This is a genomic window from Bradyrhizobium sp. USDA 4472, assembly GCF_054058595.1.
Genome location: NZ_JBSSAM010000001.1, coordinates 4826363 through 4846524 on the forward strand (window position 1 = coordinate 4826363; position 20162 = coordinate 4846524).

Annotated in this window: 20 protein-coding genes and 2 pseudogenes; 5 read left to right on the forward strand and 17 right to left on the reverse strand. The window is 63.3% G+C overall.

The genetic code is table 11. The annotated features are described in order from the left end of the window. Nucleotides 1-273: 273 nt before the first annotated feature. The 3 genes and pseudogenes from blaBJP to ACVWZ4_RS22435 form a co-directional block, all read right to left on the reverse strand. A pseudogene (blaBJP, locus tag ACVWZ4_RS22425) lies at nucleotides 274-1165 on the reverse strand (BJP family subclass B3 metallo-beta-lactamase). Nucleotides 1166-1371: 206 nt separating this feature from the next. Further along, complete coding sequence (locus tag ACVWZ4_RS22430) at nucleotides 1372-2523, reverse strand: hypothetical protein (protein ID WP_456741222.1); 1152 nt, start codon at nucleotides 2521-2523, stop codon at nucleotides 1372-1374. A gap of 142 nt (nucleotides 2524-2665) precedes the next feature. Next, nucleotides 2666-2941 (reverse strand): hypothetical protein, encoded by a 276-nt coding sequence (locus tag ACVWZ4_RS22435; protein WP_456741223.1) that lies wholly within the window; start codon nucleotides 2939-2941, stop codon nucleotides 2666-2668. A 263-nt stretch (nucleotides 2942-3204) separates the two neighbouring features. Between ACVWZ4_RS22435 and ACVWZ4_RS22440 the strand changes: the two genes are divergently transcribed. Further along, on the forward strand, nucleotides 3205-4014 hold the full coding sequence (locus ACVWZ4_RS22440) for a substrate-binding domain-containing protein (protein ID WP_456741224.1): 810 nt from the start codon (nucleotides 3205-3207) through the stop codon (nucleotides 4012-4014). On the opposite strand, the gene ACVWZ4_RS22445 is transcribed toward ACVWZ4_RS22440, so the two are convergent. The 5 genes from ACVWZ4_RS22445 to ACVWZ4_RS22465 all read right to left on the reverse strand — a co-directional run bounded on the left by ACVWZ4_RS22445 (nucleotide 3988) and on the right by ACVWZ4_RS22465 (nucleotide 6769). Then, nucleotides 3988-4686, reverse strand: a complete 699-nt coding sequence (locus tag ACVWZ4_RS22445) for an ABC transporter permease (RefSeq protein ID WP_456704833.1) — start codon at nucleotides 4684-4686, stop codon at nucleotides 3988-3990. The two genes, ACVWZ4_RS22440 and ACVWZ4_RS22445, sit on opposite strands and share 27 nt — an antisense overlap. A 137-nt stretch (nucleotides 4687-4823) precedes the next feature. Next, nucleotides 4824-5528: an aquaporin gene (locus ACVWZ4_RS22450; protein ID WP_456704832.1), complete on the reverse strand. Its 705-nt coding sequence runs from the start codon at nucleotides 5526-5528 to the stop codon at nucleotides 4824-4826. Beyond that, a complete protein-coding gene (gene arsC, locus ACVWZ4_RS22455) occupies nucleotides 5525-5938 on the reverse strand; it encodes an arsenate reductase (glutaredoxin) (RefSeq protein ID WP_456704831.1) in 414 nt (137 codons plus the stop codon). The genes ACVWZ4_RS22450 and arsC overlap by 4 nt, the downstream gene beginning before the upstream one ends. A gap of 11 nt (nucleotides 5939-5949) precedes the next feature. Next, complete coding sequence (locus tag ACVWZ4_RS22460; RefSeq protein WP_456735871.1) at nucleotides 5950-6414, reverse strand: ArsI/CadI family heavy metal resistance metalloenzyme; 465 nt, start codon at nucleotides 6412-6414, stop codon at nucleotides 5950-5952. A gap of 16 nt (nucleotides 6415-6430) precedes the next feature. Beyond that, nucleotides 6431-6769, reverse strand: a complete 339-nt coding sequence (locus tag ACVWZ4_RS22465) for an ArsR/SmtB family transcription factor (protein ID WP_456741225.1) — start codon at nucleotides 6767-6769, stop codon at nucleotides 6431-6433. An 809-nt stretch (nucleotides 6770-7578) separates the two neighbouring features. Here ACVWZ4_RS22465 and ACVWZ4_RS22470 point away from each other — a divergent pair. The 3 genes and pseudogenes from ACVWZ4_RS22470 to ACVWZ4_RS22480 form a co-directional block, all read left to right on the forward strand. Next, the gene (locus tag ACVWZ4_RS22470) at nucleotides 7579-8430 is read left to right on the forward strand and encodes a 3-hydroxybutyryl-CoA dehydrogenase (protein WP_456735870.1); all 852 of its coding nucleotides are present in this window, start codon (nucleotides 7579-7581) and stop codon (nucleotides 8428-8430) included. 135 nt (nucleotides 8431-8565) lie between these two features. Next, nucleotides 8566-9030, forward strand: coding sequence for a group III truncated hemoglobin (locus ACVWZ4_RS22475; RefSeq protein ID WP_456704827.1), 465 nt, complete (start codon nucleotides 8566-8568; stop codon nucleotides 9028-9030). Between the two features lie 38 nt (nucleotides 9031-9068). Continuing rightward, nucleotides 9069-9314: pseudogene (locus tag ACVWZ4_RS22480) on the forward strand (PQQ-dependent dehydrogenase, methanol/ethanol family); the annotation flags it as partial. Nucleotides 9315-9404: 90 nt separating this feature from the next. Here the strand turns inward: ACVWZ4_RS22480 and ACVWZ4_RS22485 are convergent. The 7 genes from ACVWZ4_RS22485 to xoxF5 form a co-directional block, all read right to left on the reverse strand. Beyond that, a complete protein-coding gene (locus tag ACVWZ4_RS22485) occupies nucleotides 9405-9668 on the reverse strand; it encodes a hypothetical protein (protein WP_456735869.1) in 264 nt (87 codons plus the stop codon). 56 nt (nucleotides 9669-9724) lie between these two features. After that, entirely contained in the window at nucleotides 9725-12037 is a 2313-nt protein-coding gene (locus tag ACVWZ4_RS22490; RefSeq protein WP_456763723.1) for a molybdopterin cofactor-binding domain-containing protein, read from the reverse strand. 1 nt (nucleotide 12038) lies between these two features. Beyond that, nucleotides 12039-12491: a (2Fe-2S)-binding protein gene (locus tag ACVWZ4_RS22495; protein ID WP_456704824.1), complete on the reverse strand. Its 453-nt coding sequence runs from the start codon at nucleotides 12489-12491 to the stop codon at nucleotides 12039-12041. 574 nt (nucleotides 12492-13065) lie between these two features. Beyond that, a complete protein-coding gene (gene gfa, locus ACVWZ4_RS22500) occupies nucleotides 13066-13626 on the reverse strand; it encodes an S-(hydroxymethyl)glutathione synthase (protein WP_456741227.1) in 561 nt (186 codons plus the stop codon). A 32-nt stretch (nucleotides 13627-13658) separates the two neighbouring features. Further along, a complete protein-coding gene (locus tag ACVWZ4_RS22505; protein WP_456741228.1) occupies nucleotides 13659-14768 on the reverse strand; it encodes an S-(hydroxymethyl)glutathione dehydrogenase/class III alcohol dehydrogenase in 1110 nt (369 codons plus the stop codon). A gap of 61 nt (nucleotides 14769-14829) precedes the next feature. Continuing rightward, nucleotides 14830-15318 carry a c-type cytochrome, methanol metabolism-related gene (locus tag ACVWZ4_RS22510; protein WP_456705342.1) on the reverse strand — a complete coding sequence of 163 codons (489 nt, stop codon included), beginning with the start codon at nucleotides 15316-15318 and terminating at the stop codon, nucleotides 14830-14832. A 106-nt stretch (nucleotides 15319-15424) separates the two neighbouring features. Then, the gene (gene xoxF5, locus ACVWZ4_RS22515) at nucleotides 15425-17230 is read right to left on the reverse strand and encodes a lanthanide-dependent methanol dehydrogenase XoxF5 (RefSeq protein WP_456704821.1); all 1806 of its coding nucleotides are present in this window, start codon (nucleotides 17228-17230) and stop codon (nucleotides 15425-15427) included. Between the two features lie 506 nt (nucleotides 17231-17736). Here xoxF5 and ACVWZ4_RS22520 point away from each other — a divergent pair. After that, the gene (locus ACVWZ4_RS22520; protein ID WP_456704820.1) at nucleotides 17737-18705 is read left to right on the forward strand and encodes a helix-turn-helix domain-containing protein; all 969 of its coding nucleotides are present in this window, start codon (nucleotides 17737-17739) and stop codon (nucleotides 18703-18705) included. A gap of 179 nt (nucleotides 18706-18884) precedes the next feature. Here the strand turns inward: ACVWZ4_RS22520 and ACVWZ4_RS22525 are convergent, their stop codons facing one another. Both ACVWZ4_RS22525 and ACVWZ4_RS22530 read right to left on the reverse strand, forming a co-directional pair. After that, nucleotides 18885-19811 carry a substrate-binding periplasmic protein gene (locus ACVWZ4_RS22525; RefSeq protein WP_456741229.1) on the reverse strand — a complete coding sequence of 309 codons (927 nt, stop codon included), beginning with the start codon at nucleotides 19809-19811 and terminating at the stop codon, nucleotides 18885-18887. Next, complete coding sequence (locus ACVWZ4_RS22530) at nucleotides 19808-20161, reverse strand: c-type cytochrome (protein ID WP_092237969.1); 354 nt, start codon at nucleotides 20159-20161, stop codon at nucleotides 19808-19810. The genes ACVWZ4_RS22525 and ACVWZ4_RS22530 overlap by 4 nt, the downstream gene beginning before the upstream one ends. Nucleotide 20162: the final 1 nt, after the last annotated feature.

The following is a 20162-nucleotide window of genomic DNA, read 5'->3' on the forward strand; positions in this document are numbered from 1 at the left end:
CAAAAACGAAGGCAATCTTGCACGGCTGGGGTAAAGACCGCGTTAGATTGGTTCCACCCGGGGAACACCAGCGCTGGTTGCAAATTGCGGCGGGTTCCTCAATCGGCGCGCATCGGTGAGGGCCTGTTAAGGATGGAAGACGGGAGCGGCGGGGATTGTCACGAATGATCCCGCATTCCAGTTACGTTTTGCTCACCATAAGCGTCCGGACGGTCGTAGCGGCGATCGCCTCGGACGATCGCCGCCCCTCGCATCTTGCCGACCTGCGCACTGCTACTTCGCAATCTCCAGCGCCGCCGTCTGCTTGGCGAGCTGCTTGTCGAAATCCTTCGACAGGCCGCTGGCATAGGTCGCAAGCTCACCCGGCTTGACGAACGGATTCGGCGTCTCGCTCTTGATCTGCTGCGCGCGCTTGTCCTGCATGCCATAGACCTCCGGGTGCGGCCCGAGCAGCACGTCGATCTTCATGGCCTTGGCCTTCGCGAAGGTTGCGCGATAGTCGTCGACGATGCCGGGATAGGTCGGCTGTCCCACCAGCCGGTTCAGCGCGACGGTGCCGCTGCAGAAGAACAGCACCTCGCGGTCCTGGCCGCCGTCTTTCACCGTCATCTCCCAGCTCGTGCAGCCGGGCGAGTGGCCTGGTGTCGCGTGTGCCGTCAGCGTGGTCTCGCCGAGCGTGACCTTGTCGCCTTCCTTCACCGTGCGATCGACCTTGACGGGCGGAAAGCTGAGATCGGCGTTCCTCTCGTCGCCCGGATAGTAGCCGCCTTCGAGCAGCGGCTTGTCGCGCTCGCCAGCCACCAGCTGTGCGCCGCTCTCCTGCTTGATCTCGGCGAAGCCGCCGGTGTGGTCGAGATGGGCGTGGCTGTTCAGGATGTATTTGATGTCGGCAACCTTGAAGCCCAGCTTGGCGATGTTGTCCTTGATCATGCCTGTTGACTGCGGCATCGCGGTGTCCATCAGGATCAGGCCCTGCGAGGTCTTGATGATGTAGACGGCGATGCCGTCGGTGCCGACGTAATAGATGTTGTCGATCAGCTGGAACGGGTCGAACGGCGCGGTCCATTTCTTCATGACGACCGCCATGAAGTCCTTGATCGATTGCGCCTGCGCAGCTGGGTGCGAGGAGCGCCAGCGCACACAGCGCCGCCGCGAGCTTTTTCATGGATTGCCTCCCGATGTCATGTCGTTGCGACCGCGGCCGAGCTCCGCTGATCGACCGGCAGCACGCTAGTTGTTGCGTGGCGCGGCAGCAACCGCCTCGCGTTCGAAAAATTCCGCGTCATGCGCGGAATAACGGTCGCTGCCCGATGTGAGCATGACAGCTATTGGCGCCCGGCCCGAGCTTCGACCATCGCGCCGTTGAAAGAATCAGGCGAGAGCGGCCTGGCGTTCCCGCACCGGCTCGCGGGTGCGATCCGTGCCACGCGGCTCGGCGAGCCGGGTAAAGCTGCGCTGGCCGGCATGTACGGGGGCCTCGACGATGACGCCCTCGCAGACGATCTGTCCGCCCAACATCCTGAATTCGAGCTTGTCGTAGCGCGGCATGCTCTCGCCAGGCTCGGGCGGCAGCAGCCCGATGCGTCCCTGGATGTTCAGCGTCGCTTCGCCGGTGCCGTGAAGCCGCGGATTCCACATCCTGATCCCGGTCTCGGTCCAGCGCTGGCGGATCAGCGCGGCGCGATCGGCGGGCTCCACGATCTTTGCGCGACCCTTTGGCGCGCTGGAAATCTTCGGAGTGGGCAACGCAGGAGCCGGCTCCGGCTCGCCATGCATGACGACATCTGGCGCGCCGGCGGCCGCGTTCTCGGCTGCGATGAGCGGGAGATCGTTTGAGACGACCGGCTCGATCTCCGCCGCGACGCCGGGAGCGGGCTCGCTGTCGATGCTGGCTCCGATCACGACGGGTGCGGCCATCTCGGAACCGTCAATGTCGTCCGCGACGAGGGAGGTCTCCTCGAAGGCGTCCGGCTCGATCTCCACGGCAACGGTCGATAGCGGCTCATCGTCCGTGACGAGATCGGACGCCTCGATTGGAGTCTCCTCCATCTCGACAGGCGTATTCAAAACCTGCTCTGCGAGGACTGGCTCAACCTCGGCCGGCAGTTCCGCAGGTGGATCACTGCTGACGGGCTCATCGGCGTCGACGACTTCGATTGCGGCAGACAAGACCGGTGCCTCGTCCACGACCGCCTCGATGACTGCCGGCACCTCGGCGGAGGAATCTTCGGCAACGCTGACACCAGCAGGCGCTTCTGACAGGCCATCCGCGATCACCGCGATCACGGCGACGGCAGAATGCTCCCCGACCTCAGACGTCCCGGCTTCAAGGTCGGCCACGCAAGGCGGCTCGGCGCTGATTGTGTCACGTGCTGGAGTGGCTTCCGCGGCGACGGCCGGCTGTTCATCTGCGGCGCTGCGCGCCGCGTCGATGCTGCTGCCGTGCGGCAGGGGCCGAAGCCGGTTGAACGCCCATTTCACCGCGGGAATGCGGCTCAGCAACGATATCAGTCTCGAAAGCACCAGGAGTTGTCCAAGAGGTAGGCTGCCGTAGGCAATCGCTGATTCGCCAGCAATGTGAAAAACTGCCCCGCCCGTCACATCTCTGTCAATCTGGGCGAGACCAATTGCAGAACATCTGCACAGCCTCACGCGTCCCGAGCATTCATTCCCAATGCAACGATGCGAGCGGATCTTCGTCGCGTGTAGGCAAGCGCGTCGGCGCGGGGGGCATCGCAGCATGCTCGGTCTTGCGAACATGCGGATGCGGCAGCGCATGCCTCTGGACGAGGACCATCGTGAGCGCTTCGCCTGCGGCGGGCCCGCCGCCCCACGCGCAGGCGGTGCTCGAGCATTGTCCGGGCCAGGCCTGCGCCGGCCCGGCGATGGCAGGCGACAGCATGAGCCGCAGGGCGGTGATGATGATCATAGTCTTCGTCATGGGATGCTCCAAAACGTTCCATCCCCAAGGGATCGGCCCGGCGCTCACGATATTCCGTCGCCTCCCGGGATCAGGCGGCAACTCACGCGGGGTTCAACAGACGTGAGGCAGGCGTGAGAGGCCTCTTCAGGCGAAGGATGCCGCGGAAGCCGCCCTGATACGCGAGAGCGATGGCACCCACAGGGCGAGCACGTCCAACGTCGGGCTTCCCCGCGTCATTCGCCCCGCCTAGTTTGCACCACCCAGGGGATGAGGACCTCGCAATGAAGAAGCTTGCCGCCGTCGCAGCGATTCTGTTCTGGTCGACTTGCGTGATGGCTCAGGACCGCAGCATCACCGTGGCATCGACGACGTCGACCGAACAGTCCGGCCTGTTCGGCTATCTGCTGCCGCTGTTCACCCAGGCCGAGGGCATCGCGGTGAAGATCGTAGCGGTCGGCACCGGCCAGGCATTGGACATCGGACGGCGCGGCGATGCCGACGTGGTGTTCGTCCACGACACGGTCGCCGAAGACAAGTTCATGTCCGAAGGGCAGGGCGTGAAGCGGTTCGACGTCATGTACAATGATTTCATCATCGTCGGCCCGAAGAGCGATCCCGCGAAAATCGCCGGCGACAAGGACGTCGCCGATGCCCTGCGCAAGATCGCAGCGGCAAAGGCGCCGTTCATCTCGCGCGGCGACAAGTCCGGCACGCATGCGGCCGAGCTGAGATTGTGGAAAGAGGCGGGCGTCGATCCCGCTGACGGCAGGGCCGGCTGGTATCGCGAGATCGGGCAGGGCATGGGCCCGACGCTGAACATGGCCTCGGCGTCATCAGCCTATCTGCTGTCGGACCGCGGCACCTGGCTGTCGTTCAAGAACCGAGGCGAGCTTGCCATCCTGACCGAGGGCGACAAGCGGCTGTTCAACCAGTACGGCGTCATGCTGGTCAATCCGGACAAGCATCCCAATGTGAAGGCGAAGGATGGGCAGGCTTTCATCGACTGGCTGATCTCACCGAAGGGGCAGGATGCGATCGCCGGCTACAAGGTCGGCGGTGAGCAGCTATTTTTCCCCAACGCGTCCCACTAGCAGGAAGGCGACGGTCGAGACGGCGACGCTGAGCGCGAGCAGGATCAGCCCGAGCCCCAGCGCCAGCGGCAGATCGCCCTTGCTGGTCTCGAGCGCAATGGCCGTCGTCATCGTGCGGGTGAAGCCGCTGATGTTGCCGCCGACGATGATGATGGCGCCGACCTCGGCGATGGCTCGCCCGAAGGCTGCAAGAAAGGCCGTCAGCAAGGAGGTGCGGCCGAGCGCAAACAGCAGGCCGATGCTGCGCAGCGTCGACAGCCCGTCGATCCGCGCGAGGTCGCCGTATTCGGCCCACAGCAGGCTCGCCGGCCTATGTACCAGCGCGACCACGATCGGGGTCGCGAGCAGCGTCTGTGCGATCACCATGGCGGTCGGCGTGAACAACAGGCCAGCCGCGCCGAGCGGGCCGGAGCGCGACAGCAGAAGATAGAGCGCAAGCCCGACCACGACCGGCGGCAGCCCGAGCAGCGCGTTGGTCAACACGATGATGACCTGCCGCCCGCGAAAGCGCGTGATCGCAAGCAGGGCGCCGAACGGCGCGCCGATCAGCAGCGCGACGATGCCGGCCGTCAGGCTCACCCGCACCGACAAGCCCACGATGCCGAGCAGTTCGGGGTCGGCTTCGCCAATCAACGTGAACGCGGCGACGAGGGATCGTGCGAAGTCGCTCATCCGGCCTGATGCCTCAGAGCCGGGGCAAACCTGCCGGAATTATCGATCCCGAAGCCGCGAACTTGCTTCACACTGGTTTCCTGCCATCCGTCGGGGAATTCAAAGAATACAGCGGACGGGCAGTTTGGAAACTCCATTCATTTGTAAGCAGCAGCATGCTTTACATTCGCTGCGCCCCACAGCCAGCCTGCAAGCGGAATGGCGGCGACCGCCCCGATGAGCTGCGCGGCGATGAAGGCAGGCGCGCCCTGCGGGGCGATGCCTGCAAACGTGTCGGTCAGCGATCGGGCGAGGGTGACGGCGGGATTGGCAAACGACGTCGAGGCCGTGAACCAATAGGCCGATGTGATGTACAGGCCGACTGCGTAAGGAACGGCAGTCGAGGCTCGGGAGGCGACGCCCAAAATCGTCAGCAACAGGCCGAAGGTTGCCACCGCCTCGGCGAGCCATTGTCCGGCGCCGCCACGTTCCGTCAGCGAAATCTGGAGGACAGGAAGCCCGAACATCAGATGCGCGATCCATACGCCGATGATGGCGCCTGATATCTGCGCAGCGGTGTAGACCGCCGCATCACTCCAGGCCGTCTCTCCGCGCAATGCATAGGCCAGCGTCACCGCCGGATTGAAGTGCGCCCCCGAGACGGGAGCAAACATCAAAATCAGCACGACGAGGATCGAACCGGTGGCGATCGCGTTGCACAACAGCGCCAGCGCGACGTTCCCGCCCGCGAGCTTTTGGGCCATGATCCCGGAGCCGACCACTGCGGCGAGCAGGAAGGCCGTTCCCAGCCATTCGGCAATGGCTCGCGGCGCGATGTTCGGGATCACAAGGCCCGGCATCATCGGGCGCCACGGTCCAATCTGATACGCTCGCCGTCCTCCTTGACGAACTCGCCCTGCTGCGCAGGCAGGAGATCAAGCACCAGCTCGGAGGGACGGCAAAGTCTTGCGCCTTTCGGTGTGACCACGATCGGACGGTTGATCAGGATCGGATGCGCCATCATGGCGTCGAGAAGCTGGTGGTCGGTCAGATCAGGGTTGCCGAGCCCGAGCTCGGCATAGGGCGTGCCTTTCTCGCGCAGCAGCTCGCGCACCGAGAGTCCCATGCGTACGGCAAGTTGCTGCAACAGGGCGCGCGACGGCGGTGTCTTGAGATATTCGATCACGTGCGGCTCGATGCCGGCGTTGCGGATCATGGCGAGCGTGTTGCGCGAGGTGCCGCAGGCCGGATTGTGGTAGATGATCGCGTCCATCGCTGGCACCTTCAGCAGCAGGCCTGGGACGGCTTCGCCTGCGACGCGCAACAGGCGGATTGTTTTTCATTGGCAACACGAGCACGGTTCTCGCCGGTGCCGTTGCCGTAATCGGTGCTCTCGCCGGTGGTGTGGAACGTCTCCCAGGCGATGCCGGCGGGATCATTGATCCAGGATTTCTCCGATTTGGCGTAGCAGCAGGTCGTTTGCCCCTGCTCGATGATGTCGCCGCCGGCCTGACGGATCCGCCCATAGACCTCTTGCAGCTCATCGCCGGTCTCGACCTGGATGCCGAGATGGTCGAGGCCGGGCGTGCGCCCGCGCGTCGAGATCGCGAAATTCACGCAGGGGTCTTCGAGCATCCATTTGGCGTAGTCGGATTTCACCGTCGATGGCTCGCTTGCGAACAGCGCTGAGTAGAACCCAATGGAGCGGGAGAGATCGTCGACGGACACGTGAACGTGCAGGCGCTTCATGCTCTGTCCTTTCAGGTCAAGACTTTGCTGCGTTTCGCGCAGGTTTTGAAGGCGGGGTGGGCGAGCAGGACACCCCGCCGCAGCAGTTTTCGGTGAGGAAGCCGATCAGCGCATTCATGGTCTCGAATCGCGCCGCATAGATCATCGAGCGCCCTTCGCGCCGGACCGTGGCAAGGCCGGCCATGCGCAGCCGGTCGAAGTGAAACGTCAGCGTGTTGGGGGCGAGATCCAGCGCTTCCGCGATCGCGCCCGCGGCCATCCCGTCGGGGCCGGCCTGCACCAGCAGGCGGAACACGTCGAGACGATTGTCCTGCGCCAGCGCGGCGAGCGCCGTGACGGCATCTGTCTTTTCCATATTTCAACGATTATTGAAATGATGGCGGTGCGTCAACAGAAATTTGGCCGGCCCGCCCGGCGATACACCCGGACGAGCCGTCAAGCCCGGCCTGCAAAAACATTCTCCTTTACCGAAATTCGGAAATGGCGTATGTATCTCGTCACCTCACCCGGCACGAGGGACGGATCGCGAGTCGTCCGGTACGTGGGTGAGCCGCGGTGGACGCTGGCTTGCGTCGGCACGCAAAGGTTCGGGAGCAGGGCGAGGGAAGGATTGAGCCGAACCTCCTGAGCACCCGGCCGCGTGCGACGAACGCGCAAGCGGCGTACGGCAAAACCGTGTGGTCCTGGCTGTCGTCGCCACAGTCACGCCTTGCGGAGGCGGCTTGAGGCCAACCGGCCCTTACCGCCAACTTTTCGCAAGGCAACGGAGGCCAAAGGAATTCGGCTCCGGCGAGGGCACGGCATAAGCCGTCAAACCACTCGCGCAGGGAAGGTCGGGATGTCCTGGCTGCCCTGTACGTCGCTGTGCAGCTTCCTATTGCGATACACACGCACAGCGAACCGCGGGTGCCAGCCGGCGCCCGGCCTTCCCTGCGCCCTCGGCATTCCCCAGGGCGGGACGAGCCGCAAAACTCGGGCCGATCAGGCCGCGAGAGCGTGAAATCATGCCCTCTGCCAGCGGAAAGGCGACTTTATTCTCGCCACGGATGCGCTAAGGAAGGACCTGGATGCGGTGCAGCACTCTTGGCGCCCGCGGCTCGAAATTCAGGTCAAACCGGGACGCCGCCACAAGGCCGGCCCGCTCAACGAGAAGGACGTCATTCCATGATCAATACCGTTGGCATCATCGGAGCAGGGACCATGGGCAATGGCATCGCCCAGATATGCGCTGCCGCCGGGCTGTCGGTCGTGATGGTCGACATCTCCGATGCGGCTGTGAACCGCGGCATTTCGACCGTGGGCGGCAGCCTCGAGCGCCTGGTCAAGAAGGAGAAGATGTCGCCGGCCGATCGCGACGCGACGCTCAAGCGCATCACCGGCACGACTGATCGCACCAAGCTGTCCGATTGCGATCTCGTCATCGAGGCCGCGACGGAGAATGAGGAACTCAAGGTCAAGATCCTCAGGGATCTCTGCGCCACGCTGTCGCCACGCACACTGGTTGCGACCAACACTTCGTCGATCTCGATCACCAAGCTTGCGGCTGCGACCGATCGTCCCGACCGCTTCATCGGCATGCACTTCTTCAATCCGGTTCCGGTGATGCAATTGCTGGAACTCATCCGCGGCCTTCAGACCTCGGACGATACCCACGCCAAGGCGCTCGATTTCGCCCAGCGCGTCGGCAAGGTGGCAATCACGGCCAAGAACAGCCCGGGCTTTGCCGTCAACCGCATCCTGTGCCCGATGATCAATGAGGCGATCTTCGCGCTCCAGGAGGGCATCGCGACGGCGGAAGAAATCGACGCCGGCATGAAGCTCGGCTGCAACCATCCGATCGGGCCGCTGGCGCTCGCCGATCTCGTAGGACTCGACACCATGCTCTCGGTGATGGAGGTCTTTTATAAAGGCTTCAACGACCCTAAATATCGTCCAGCCCCCTTGCTCAAGGAAATGGTGGATGCCGGCCATCTCGGCCGCAAGACCGGGCAGGGCTTTTACAGCTACGGCGCCTGATCCTGGCGCGGGCGGCGGACTTCAATGCCCGCCGCTCAATCCCGCCATTTGCGCTACGACAAAGCTGTCGCGGCGCTTTGGCCCGACAATGTCGAACGGGCGGCTCGCGGGAACAACGAACGGAAAACCAAGGATATGTCAGATCGACTGAAGGCCGAGCGCGAAGCGGCGGCGACGCGGCGGAACCTGCTGACCCAGGATGCGATCGAGCGCACCGGGATTACCGAGGAGATGATCGGGGAACTCGTCACCCGCTTCTACGGGCGTGTCCGCGAGGATGCCCTGCTCGGGCCTGTTTTCGCGATCGTGCAGAATTGGGACGAACATCTCGCCAAGCTCAAAGACTTCTGGTCGTCGGTCGTGCTGATGAGCGGCCGTTATCATGGCTCGCCGATGCGAGCGCATATGCCGCTCAGCCTGGTCGGAGATCATTTCGACCGCTGGCTCGATTTGTTCGAACAGACCGCTCGCGAGGTCTGCCCGCCGCCGGCAGCCGCGCTCTTTATCGACAAGGCGCGTCGTATCGCCGACAGCTTTGAAATGGCGTCCGCCGGCATTGCCGGCCGCATCGCCGCGCCACGCCACCTGCTCAGGCCCTGACGGCGCACATCAACCAACGCTGCATCCTCATCCTCGCCAACGACCGCAACTTTCGTGCCTTCAACGCCAGGGGTCGGCGAGCTGTTGTGGGAGCAGAAGACCAACTCCGACATCATGGCATGCCGATGTCCTATGAGATCGACGCCACCCGATACATCGCGATCCGGTCCGCGCGGGGCGTGGACGCGCAGCGCACCCAGGACGCGCTCGCGACCAACAATATCGGCATCGAGTCCAGCGTGTCGCAAGGCGGCGTAATCTGGGTGTTCGCGCCGAAGAAATAGGCTCCGCAGGCGGATCGAGAGACGCGGAGCGACAGGGGGCAAATGCGGCGGACGGCAACGTCCGCCGCATCTTGCGTGTGCGACCGGGGCTTACTTCCCCTCGCGCTCGACCTTGTCCTTCGCCTTCTGATTCATCTCCCGGATGTTCGGATCGGTGCTGCTCTGCCCCGTGGTCTGGGTGGTCGAGGCGGGCGGGGCGCTGGCGTTGGGAAGCGAACTCTGGTCCGGTGCGGTGGGGCGCGTCGCTGTCGTTGGCACCGTGGTGTTGCTGCTCTGGGCGAACGCGGCTGCGGTGGTCAAGAGAAAGGCGCTCGACAGCAGCGAGACTGCGAGCGCCCTTGGGATATTGGTCATCGATCTGCTCCTGTCAGATCGATGCAAACGGCGCGGGGCCGCCGGATGTTCCGCCTCTATGCCTCCAATTGCTTGCCGATCGGCAGCGCCCGGATGCGCTTGCCGGTCGCCGAGAAAATGGCGTTCATCAGCGCCGGTGCGAACGGCGGCACTCCGGGTTCGCCGACGCCGCTCGGCGGCGTGTCTGGTGCGGGTGGTGCGATGTGGACATTCGTCACCAGCGGAGCCTCGTCGATTCTGACCACCTGGAAGTCGTCAAAGTTCTTCTGCTCCACCTTGCCGTCCTTGAAGCTGACCTCGCCATATTTGGCGAGGCTCAGGCCCATGATCGCCGCGCCCTCGATCTGCGAGGCGATGCGCTCCGGGTTGACATAGGTGCCGCAGTCGATTGCGGTGTCGACCCGTGGCACCGTAAGCTTGCCTTTTTCGTCGACGGCGACCTCGACGATGGTCGCGATATAGCTGACGAAGCTGCGGTGCACGGCGATGCCGAGGCCGTGGCCCTTCGGCACCGTCCGCCCCCATTCGCCCTTCTCGGCCACCAGCTCGACCACCTTGCGCAGGCGCGCGGTGTCGATCGGGTAGCTGTCATAGGGCTCGCCGTAGTTCCAGAGGTCCTTGACGTTGGGCTTGACGATGCGGGGCGTGCCGATCAGCGCCAGCAGCGTGTCCTTCTGGTCGCGGCCGGTCGCGTTCGCGATCTCGCCGACCATTGACTGCACCGCGAAGGCGCGCGGGATGTTCGAGACCGAGCGGAACCAGCCGATGCGGGTGAACGCGGCGGCTTCCGGGTTCTCGCAGGAGACGTTGGCGATCTCGAACGGCATGTCGACGAGGCCCATGCCGAGCTCGAACGGGGCCGCATGATTGGCACCGGCCGCAAAGGTCGAGCCGATCGTCGGCGCCACGCTACGGTGACGCCAGGCGATCACCTTGCCGTCCTTGTCGAGCCCCGCCTCGATCCGTTCCACCGAAACCGTGTGCAGGAAGTCGTGATGGAGATCGTCCTCGCGCGTCCACTGCACCTTCACGGGCGCGCCGAGCTCCTTCGACAGCAGCGCGGCCTCGAGCGCGAAGTCGCATTTCGACTTGCGGCCGAAACCGCCGCCGAGCAGCGTGACATTGACGGTGACATTGCCCTCGGGGATGCCGAGCGTCCTGGCGACGTCCTCGCGAGTGCCGCCGGGGCTTTGCACCGGCGCCCAGATCTCGGCCTTGTCGCCCTTGACGTCGGCGACCGCGACCGGCGGCTCCATGCTGACATGGGCGAGGTGAGGCAGATAATATTCGCCGATCACGACCTTGTCGGCGGCCTTCAGCGCTGAGTCGGCGTCGCCCTCCTGGCGCACGACAAGGCCGGGCTTGCGCGCGGCCTCCTCGAGCTCCTTGCGATAGGCGACCGAGTCGTATTTGCCGTTCGCGCCGTCGTCCCAGACGAGCTTCAGTGCGTCGCGGCCCTTGATTGCAGCGCCGGTGTTGCGTGCGATCACCGCGACACCGCCGAGCGGCTGGAATTTGGACGGCCACGGCCAGCCTTGAACCTTCATCACCTTCTCGACGCCGGGCACCTTCAGTGCCGCGTCGGGATCAAACGAACTGAGCTTGCCGCCGGTCACTGGCGGACGCGCGATCACGGCGTATTTCATCCCGGGCAGGCGCACGTCGGCTCCGTAGCGCGCTTTGCCGGTGGTGATGTCGTGCAGATCGACGATGCTGACCTGGCCCTTGCCGAGATAGCGGAAATCCTTGGGGTCCTTCAGCTTGAGGCCTTCGATCGCAGGCACCGATTCCTTGGCAGCGTCGGCCGCGAGTTCGCCGAAGCCGAGCTTGCGTCCGCTCGCGCTATGGACGATCTCGTGATTGGCGGCCTTCACTTCAGTCGCCGGCACGTTCCAGCGCTTTGCCGCAGCCTGCTCCAGCATGGTGCGGGCCGAGGCGCCGATCTGGCGCATTGGGATCAGATAGTGCCGCGTGCTGCGCGAGCCGTCAGTGTCCTGGTTGCCGTACTTGACCTCGTCGCCGTGGGCCTGCTCGACCTTCACCTTGGACCAGTCGGCCTCCATCTCCTCGGCGACGATGAGCGGCAGGCTGGTGCGTACGCCGGTCCCCATCTCGGAGCGATGAGCGAGGATGGTGACGGTGCCGTCAGGTGCGACCGCGACAAAGACGCGCGGATCGACCACGACGCCATGCGGCATCTTGCCGGCGCCGGTCTCGTAGGCAAAGGCCTGGCGCGACATGACGGGGGCGGAGAGCACGAAACCGCCGGTAACGCCGAGCCCCTTCAGGATGCTTCGGCGTGAGATTTTCTCGACCTTCAGATTCTTTTCAAAGCCTCGAAGCTTCCCCGGATTGTCGATGAAATTCATGTCACACCTCCATCGACGCGAGATGGATGGCGTTCTCGATGCGCTGGTAGCAGCCGCAGCGGCAGATATTGCCTGACATCGCCTCGCGAATCTGGTCGTGCGACGGCTTGGGATTCTCCGTCAGCAGTGCAGCCGCCTGCATGATCTGGCCGGCCTGGCAGAAGCCGCATTGGGGGACATTGACCTGGCGCCAGGCCTTCTGCACGGGATGATCGCCATCCGGATGCAGCCCCTCGATCGTGGTGACCTCGCGTCCGGCGACGTCGCTGATCGAGGTGATGCAGGAGCGCACCGCCTCTTTGTCGACGATGACGGTGCAGGCGCCGCACAGGGCCTGGCCGCAGCCGAATTTCGTGCCGGTCAGGCCGGCTTCGTCGCGCAGGAACCAGAGTAACGGGAGATCCGGGTCACCGTCCCAGCTCTGTTCCTGCCCGTTGATCTTCACCTTGATCATGATCGTCCTCGCTCTTCATAAGCTTGCTGAATTCAACATCGCCGATCTCGGTCGGCGCAATGTCGGTAGGGTCGTGTGACCGCGCTCCAGCCCGTCGTCCCACGCAAGCAGGTCCCGGCAGGGGGCTGGAAAGCGAATCGCAATGTCCGGATGTGCTCGATACCTCTCGTCTTGTTCTTGATTGATTGAACTCGCGGCATCGTGACGACGAGACCGTAGCAGAGATCGAGCCGCATCGGCATTCACAGCCGAGTGTTCTCAACGTGAACAGATTGCATCCGGGTTTGTCAAAAGCAGGGCGCGCCAACTCGTGGCGTCAAGAGCGAAGATGCAACGAAAAAAGCTTCGTCCGCCAGAGGGACTGTGCGGACGAAGCAGTTGTCCTCAGTCGAGGGAGGGAGAATCGCAGGGGCCCGCTGACTTCAAGGTGGAAGAAGGCGGCACTGCGCAGTCATTCAGAGACCAGGACTGAGGGAGCGGAAAGCGATCGCATACGCAACGTGCACAGGCGTCGATATGCCGAGATCGTTCGAGCTCGAGGCATCTTGGGACGGCCTTGTTCAGAAGGTCCAGCTCAGGCAGCCTTGGCACTCGCGACGTGGGTCGCGATCGCATCCATCAGCGCCGGCGACAGGCAGTCATAAGGCTCGAGACCGATCTCCTTCAGCCGCGACCGGATGCCGGCCATCTGCTCCGGCTTCACGCCCGACTCGATCACCGAGGAGACGAAGGCGGCGAATTGCGGCGCTTGCGAGCCCTGTTCCTGGAACAGCTCCGGATGGACGAAATCGAGGCCATGGAACGGATGATTCTTGTTTTCGATGCGGCCGAACATGTGGGTGCCGCAGGCCTTGCAGGCGTGCCGCTGGATCACCGCGGACGCGTCTACGATCTGGAGCTTGTCGCCGTTCTCGAGCACGGTGACGTTCTGGCGCGGCACGACCGCGACGACCGAGAAGGTCGCGCCCTGCGGCTTCCAGCACTTGGTGCAGCCGCAGGCGTGGTTGTGCGCCACGTCGCCCTTGATGCCGACCTTGACCTGATGGTCACTGCATTTGCAGGCGAGCGTGCCGCCGGCAAAGTGGCCGGTGCCTTGTTTGAGGCCATTGTCGATCGAGGGATGCAGTGAAGCCATAGGTAGATCCTCCTTGGTGTTACGCTTGCGAGCTAGAACACGACGACTGAACGAATCGATTTTCCCTCGTGCATCAGGTCGAAGCCCTTGTTGATGTCTTCGAGCTTGAGCGTATGGGTGATCATCGGATCGATCTGGATTTTTCCGTTCATGTACCAATCGACGATCTTTGGTACGTCGGTGCGGCCGCGCGCGCCGCCGAAGGCGGTGCCGCGCCAATTGCGGCCGGTGACGAGCTGGAACGGACGGGTGGCGATCTCCTTGCCGGCTTCGGCAACGCCGATGATGATCGAGGTGCCCCAGCCGCGATGGCAGGCTTCCAGCGCCTGGCGCATCACATTGGTATTGCCGGTGCAGTCGAACGTGTAATCGGCGCCGCCGTCGGTCAGGGTCACCAGATGCGGGACGATATCGCCGGTGATCTTGTTCGGGTTGACGAAGTCGGTCATGCCGAACCGGCGGCCCCATTCTTCCTTGGAGTCGTTGATGTCGACGCCGATGATCTTGTCGGCGCCGGCCATCTTGGCGCCCTGGATCACGTTCAGGCCAATACCGCCGAGGCCGAACACGACGACGTTGGAGCCCGGCGTCACTTTCGCAGTGTTGACGACGGCGCCGACGCCGGTGGTGACGCCGCAGCCGATGTAGCAGCTCTTGTCGAAGGGGGCGTCCTCGCGGATTTTCGCCACCGCGATCTCCGGCAGCACGGTGAAGTTCGAGAAGGTCGAGCAGCCCATGTAGTGATAGATAGGCTTGCCCTTGTAGGAGAAGCGGCTGGTGCCGTCAGGCATCACCCCCTTGCCCTGCGTCGCGCGGATCGCGGTGCAGAGATTGGTCTTCTGGCTCAGGCAGCTTTTGCACTGACGGCATTCCGGCGTGTAGAGCGGAATGACATGATCACCCGGCTTCACAGAGGTCACGCCTGCACCGATCTCACGGATGATGCCGGCGCCCTCATGGCCGAGGATCGACGGGAAGATGCCTTCGCTGTCGAGACCATCGAGTGTGTAGGCATCGGTATGGCAGATGCCCGTCGCCTTGATCTCGACCAGAACTTCGCCGGCCTTCGGCCCGTCCAGTTCGACCTCGACGATCTCGAGCGGCTTCTTGGCTTCGAAAGCGACGGCGGCACGTGTCTTCATCGGTAACTCCTCAGATTCTCTCTGGATGCCAAGTCTTAAGTCTCTGGCAGGCTGCAAACGTTCACTTCTTGCCCATGCACGAGTCTTCATCCCTGGTATAGGCGTCGTTCTTGTCCTCATGCTTGCCCGGACGTGCGCGGCCCCAGGCGTCGTTGGAGCGGGCACGCAGATAGACGTAGAGATCGTCCATGTAGCAGGCGACGTTCGGATTATCGCCGAAGGCTGGCATCACATTCTCTGCGGCGGTCGAGATGTTCTTGCGGCCGGAGGCGACGGTGCCCAAAAAGTCGGCGTAGCTCATGGTCTTGAGCGAATCCTTCAATGCGGGCGCATAGGTCGAGCCCATGCCATCCGGGCCATGGCAGACGTGACAATCCGAGTGGTAGCGGCGATATCCCGAATAGGTGTACCAGTCCACGGTGTCCCCGTTGATCTTGTAGGTCGGATTGCCGTCCTTATCGAGCCATTCGCCGGTTTCGTTCTGCTTTACGGCAGCCGGATCCCCCGAGCCGTCGGCAACGGCAATTCCCCCGGATGCAACGCAGATGATGGCGGCAATGACAGAGCAGATTTTACGCAAGGGGTGTTCCTCGAAAGGCATCTGACGAGCCGGCGCGTGGAGTTGATCCACGCGCCGGAGCGATGAGAACGTGAGGCTAGTTCGACGGCAGCGAGAACACGGTCAGTGTACCGCCGAGCGCGGTATAGTTGCTGAGCGCCGCATAGCCGCCGACCGCGCCCAGGCCCGCGTTCGGATCGGTCAGACCCGCTGCCAGACCGATGCCGGCCCAGCCCCCAACGCCGGAGAGAACGGCCACGTACTGCTTGCCGGCGTTCTCATAGGTGGTGACGTTGCCGATGATGCCGGAAGGAGTCTTGAACCTGTAGAGCTCCTTGCCGGTCTTGGCGTCGACAGCTTTCAGGTAGCCTTCGAGCGTGCCGTAGAACACCACGCCGCCGGCGGTTGCGAGTGCACCCGACCAGACCGAGAACTGTTCCTTGTTCGACCAGACGATCTTGCCGGTCTTGCCGTCCCAGGCGATGAAATTGCCCATGTTGGTATCGCCCTGCGGCGGATACATCGAGAGCGTCGCACCCACATAGGGCTGGCCGGCGGTGTAGCTCACCTTGAACGGCTCATAGTCCATGCAGACGTGGTTGGTCGGGACGTAGAATAGCTGCGTGTCCGGCGAGTAGGCTGCCGGCTGCTCGTCCTTGGTGCCGAGCGCGGCCGGGCAGATGCCCTTCACGTTGTGGTCTTCACCCGCCTTGTCGGTCGAAGCCGCGTCGAGCACCTTCGGACGACCATAGGTGGCCGAGTTCTTGTCCATGTCGACGCCGGAGGTCCAGTTCACCTTCGGATCGTACTTTTCGGCGACCAGGAGCTCACCTGTGGCGCGATCGAGCGTATAGCCGAGGCCATTACGATCGAAATGCGTCAGCAGCTTGCGGGACTGGCCGTTGATCGACTGATCCGAGAGAATCATCTCGTTGACGCCGTCATAGTCCCATTCATCGTGGGGCGTCATCTGATAGACCCATTTGGCGACGCCGGTGTCCGGGTTACGCGCCCAGATCGTCATCGACCATTTGTTGTCGCCGGGACGCTGCTTCGGATTCCAGGTCGAGGGATTGCCCGATCCGTAATAGACGAGGTTCAACTCCGGATCGTAGGAGATCCAGCCCCAGGTGGCGCCGCCGCCGATCTTCCATTGATCGCCTTGCCAGGTCTTCAAGCTGGAGTCCTTACCGATCGGCTTGCCGAGGGCGGTGGTCTTGTCGTCGACCAGGATCTGGTCATCCGGGCCTTCCGAATAGCCGCGCCAGGCCAGCTTTCCGGTCTTGATGTCGTAGGCGCTCATATGGGCCTGAACGCCGAACTCACCACCGGAGATGCCGATCAGCACCTTGTCCTTGATGACCATCGGCGCCGAGGTTCCGGTCTCGCCCTTGCTGGCATCGCCGTTCTTGGCGGTCCACGCAACCTGACCGTCGTTGGCGTCGAGTGCGACCAAGGTCGTGTCGGCCTGATGCAGGAAGATCTTGCCGTCGCCGTAGGCCAGGCCGCGGTTAACCGTGTCGCAGCACATCACCGGGATCACGTTCGGGTCCTGCTTCGGCTCGTACTTCCAGACGATCTTGTTGTCCTGCGAAAGGTCAATGGCATAGACCTTGTTCGGGAACGGCGTATGGACGTACATCATGTTGCCGATGATCAGCGGGCCGCCTTCGTGGCCGCGCAGCACGCCGGTCGAGAAGGTCCAGGCGACCTGGAGCTTGCCGACATTTTGCGCGTTGATCTGGTTCAGCTTGGAGTAGCGGTTGTTGGAATAGTCGCCCGTCGGCATCACCCAGTCTTTCGGGTTCTGCGACATCTTGATCAGCTCGTCATTGGCTGACGCACTCCCGACGGCGAGAGCCGCCGCAGAGCCAAGAAAGGTCGCCAGTAGCACCTTGCGCATAGTCATTCCTCCGTTGGTCGCGTTTATTGTTTGCGAAGCATTGTTTAGTCACCGGGCATTGCGTCCGGCGTCTGCTCGTGCAGGGCGGTCACGTTGGGGACCGGAAACGATGCTGTGCTGTTTCCTCCTCGTAATGAGAGCCATGGGCGCGTGCAGGAGCGGCCCGTTCTTTTTGTTCCTGCCGCAATCCCTAACGACTTCGTCAACGAGAGACTTGCCCAAGAGTGAACCCGCTTTGCTCGACAGCGCACGAAGGCGAAGTTTTTGGTTTTGCGGCAGCGAATTCAGCGGCTTCGGTGCGGCGCGGCGCTCAACGATCAGGTTTCCCTTGACGACGCTGCAACTAAGGCGGAGGATTAACATTCAGGGGTGGCAAAGGAACGATGGCGCTCGTTTCAAAGACCACACAAATTCGAGGTAAACGTCACGCGGTCATGGCTGAGGGCTCCAGCAGGCTCAGGCCGCGATTGGCGTCGAATCTCCGGGTAACGCCAGTGGCTGGGTCGATGTCCGACACAATTCACACGCTCTCGACGACCGGGTTGACGCCGAAGCGACAGGTCCAGAGCTGGATCGACGGACTGACGAGCCTGTGTGGTCACTTCGATGTCGATCCGCTGGAAGCCTCATCGCTCGAAGGCCGTATCGACTACACCACGGTCTCGCGCCTGAAGCTCTGCCAGATCGAAGTGAGCCAGCATCGCATCGCGCACACATTGGCGCGCGCCAAGGCCAACGAACACCCTTACATCAAGATCCACTTCCAGACCTACGGCGTGTCCTATTTCGAGCAGGAGGGCCGCCACATCGAGCTGAACCCGGGCGACATCATCGCCTATGACGTCTCCTGCCCGCACTTGATCGTCAGCCCCGCCTTCACGCGCCACGACGTGGTGATCGTGCCGAAGGCGTTGTTGCGCGATCGAGGTTTCCCGTCGCAGCGCATGCCGGCTTGCAAGCTGACGGCGAAGACGGGGACGGGACGAATCGCCCATGATTTCGTCCATGCCACGTTCGACGAGGCGGCGAAGCTGTCGGCCAACAGCGCAGCCGGTGTTGCCGATTCGTTGATCGATCTGTTGCTGCTGCCGCTGCGCGAAGCCGACACGATGTTCGATCGGGTCGGGCCAGAAGCGATGTATGTGCGCGCCCAATTTTTCATCCGCGAGCATCTGCGCGATGCCGATCTGTGCATCGACCAGATCTCCGCCGAGCTCGGCTGCTCCAAGCGCTATCTGCACATGCTGTTCTCCCAGCGCGGTACGACGGTGAGCGACTACATCTGGCAGGCGCGCCTGCAGAACTGCCGCCAGGAGCTCGAGGCTCACGGCGGCAAAACCATCACCGACGTCGCGTTCTCCTGGGGCTTCTCCAGCTCATCGCATTTCAGCCGCGTGTTCCGGAAATATTTTGGCGTGGTGCCGTCATCGATCCACAAGGGACAGCATGGCGTGGTCGCGGCGGACGAGACCTAGGCCGCACTCGAGTCGCTCACGGCATTCCGCTCCAGCGTGGCGGGGAGAACCGCGAGCGCATGACAGACGCGGTTTTGCGTCAGGGCTAGGCCGGCGAGGAAGCCCAGGGGCACGCCGACGAATGCGCCGATCGCGCCAGCGCCGCTGTCGGCTCGTCCCGGACCGAAGAGCGTTTCCGCTCATCGCTGAATGATCCTGGTCCAGACGTCGCCGAGGATCGCAGGCTCATGCGGCGGCAAATAAGTCAGGCCGGCCTGCCGGCCGAACTCGGCAATCTTGCCCTCGGCGGCAAGATCCGTCAGTGCCTTGTCGACGGACTCGATCAATGCCGGATCGCTGCCAAGCCCGACATAGCCGCGATTGGCGCCGATCGGATAGTAGTAACCGGAGGCGGTGATGGCCGTGTCAGCATGCCCGGCGCGATACGCGTCGAAGCGAGCGAGGTCGATCAGGCTCGCGTCATAGTCGCCGCGATCGAGCGCACCCATGAGATTGTCGCGGCCGGGGACGAGATGAGTAATGTTGTCGATCAGCCGTCCCTTGTCGAAGGTCATCAGGATGGCGTCACCCAAAGATCCGCTTTCGATCGCAAGGCGAAGATCGGCGAGATCGCCGATATCGCCGATCTTGCGGTCGCGCGCCTTCGGCCCAAGCACGACCGTCATGGGCGAATAGACATAAGGCTGGCTGGGCGCGAGCACCCCGAGTGCGACGCGGCGGCGCCGGTCGTCGCGCGTGGCGCCGGAAAAATCCGGCAAGCGAGCCGTCTTCATGCCGGGCTTGACCAGGGAATCCGTGGTCAGCGCGTAGCCGCCGATCAGCGAGCAGCGCCCGTCGGACAACAGGGCGTTGGCCTCGAGCTGGGGGCTGGAATCCTCATCCAGCTTGCTCTCGAACCATTGTATCCTGAGCGGTCGCCCCAAGCGGTCCGCGATCGCGTGCGCCAGCAGCACGTCGAAGCCCGAGTCGGGCTTGCCCTTGTGATGCGCCGAGAGCGGCGGGCGATCCTCGTCGAGGCAGACGCTGAGGGGATCAGCCGCCCGGGCCGCCGTCGCTGGCGCTGCAAGCATCGCAACGAGACCAAGCGCCGCCAATCGGCTCCTCATGGCTTCCTCCGACTTGAAATGAAGGCCCAGAGATTTCCGATATCATCATCGCTCAGAATGTCGCCCCAGGGCGGCATCTTGTTGTTCTTGCCATTCTTTACGGTGGTGACGAAGCGCGTCTTGTCATCAGGGAAGGCGCGCAGGTCCGGCGTGATGGTGCCGGAATTCATCATGTTGGGGCCGTGGCAGTGCGAGCACTTTTCGGCATAGGTCGATTTGCCATGGTCGATCTGCGCCTGCAGCGGATTGCCATTTGAATCATCCGCGGCACGAGCGGTCGCCGCAAGCGCGACCGTCAGCACCGCGACGGTGGCGAGGATCGCCACCGTCTTGTGAGATGTGTCTCTCAAC

Bases quoted from the DNA above. Each gene is read 5' to 3' on its own strand.
- ACVWZ4_RS22435 (WP_456741223.1), bottom strand. From the start codon at position 2,941: ATGACGAAGACTATGATCATCATCACCGCCCTGCGGCTCATGCTGTCG.
- ACVWZ4_RS22440 (WP_456741224.1), top strand. From the start codon at position 3,205: ATGAAGAAGCTTGCCGCCGTCGCAGCGATTCTGTTCTGGTCGACTTGC.
- ACVWZ4_RS22445 (WP_456704833.1), bottom strand. From the start codon at position 4,686: ATGAGCGACTTCGCACGATCCCTCGTCGCCGCGTTCACGTTGATTGGC.
- ACVWZ4_RS22450 (WP_456704832.1), bottom strand. From the start codon at position 5,528: ATGATGCCGGGCCTTGTGATCCCGAACATCGCGCCGCGAGCCATTGCC.
- arsC (WP_456704831.1), bottom strand. From the start codon at position 5,938: ATGGACGCGATCATCTACCACAATCCGGCCTGCGGCACCTCGCGCAAC.
- ACVWZ4_RS22460 (WP_456735871.1), bottom strand. From the start codon at position 6,414: ATGAAGCGCCTGCACGTTCACGTGTCCGTCGACGATCTCTCCCGCTCC.
- ACVWZ4_RS22465 (WP_456741225.1), bottom strand. From the start codon at position 6,769: ATGGAAAAGACAGATGCCGTCACGGCGCTCGCCGCGCTGGCGCAGGAC.
- ACVWZ4_RS22470 (WP_456735870.1), top strand. From the start codon at position 7,579: ATGATCAATACCGTTGGCATCATCGGAGCAGGGACCATGGGCAATGGC.
- ACVWZ4_RS22475 (WP_456704827.1), top strand. From the start codon at position 8,566: ATGTCAGATCGACTGAAGGCCGAGCGCGAAGCGGCGGCGACGCGGCGG.
- ACVWZ4_RS22485 (WP_456735869.1), bottom strand. From the start codon at position 9,668: ATGACCAATATCCCAAGGGCGCTCGCAGTCTCGCTGCTGTCGAGCGCC.
- ACVWZ4_RS22490 (WP_456763723.1), bottom strand. From the start codon at position 12,037: ATGAATTTCATCGACAATCCGGGGAAGCTTCGAGGCTTTGAAAAGAAT.
- ACVWZ4_RS22495 (WP_456704824.1), bottom strand. From the start codon at position 12,491: ATGATCAAGGTGAAGATCAACGGGCAGGAACAGAGCTGGGACGGTGAC.
- gfa (WP_456741227.1), bottom strand. From the start codon at position 13,626: ATGGCTTCACTGCATCCCTCGATCGACAATGGCCTCAAACAAGGCACC.
- ACVWZ4_RS22505 (WP_456741228.1), bottom strand. From the start codon at position 14,768: ATGAAGACACGTGCCGCCGTCGCTTTCGAAGCCAAGAAGCCGCTCGAG.
- xoxF5 (WP_456704821.1), bottom strand. From the start codon at position 17,230: ATGCGCAAGGTGCTACTGGCGACCTTTCTTGGCTCTGCGGCGGCTCTC.
- ACVWZ4_RS22520 (WP_456704820.1), top strand. From the start codon at position 17,737: ATGTCCGACACAATTCACACGCTCTCGACGACCGGGTTGACGCCGAAG.
- ACVWZ4_RS22525 (WP_456741229.1), bottom strand. From the start codon at position 19,811: ATGAGGAGCCGATTGGCGGCGCTTGGTCTCGTTGCGATGCTTGCAGCG.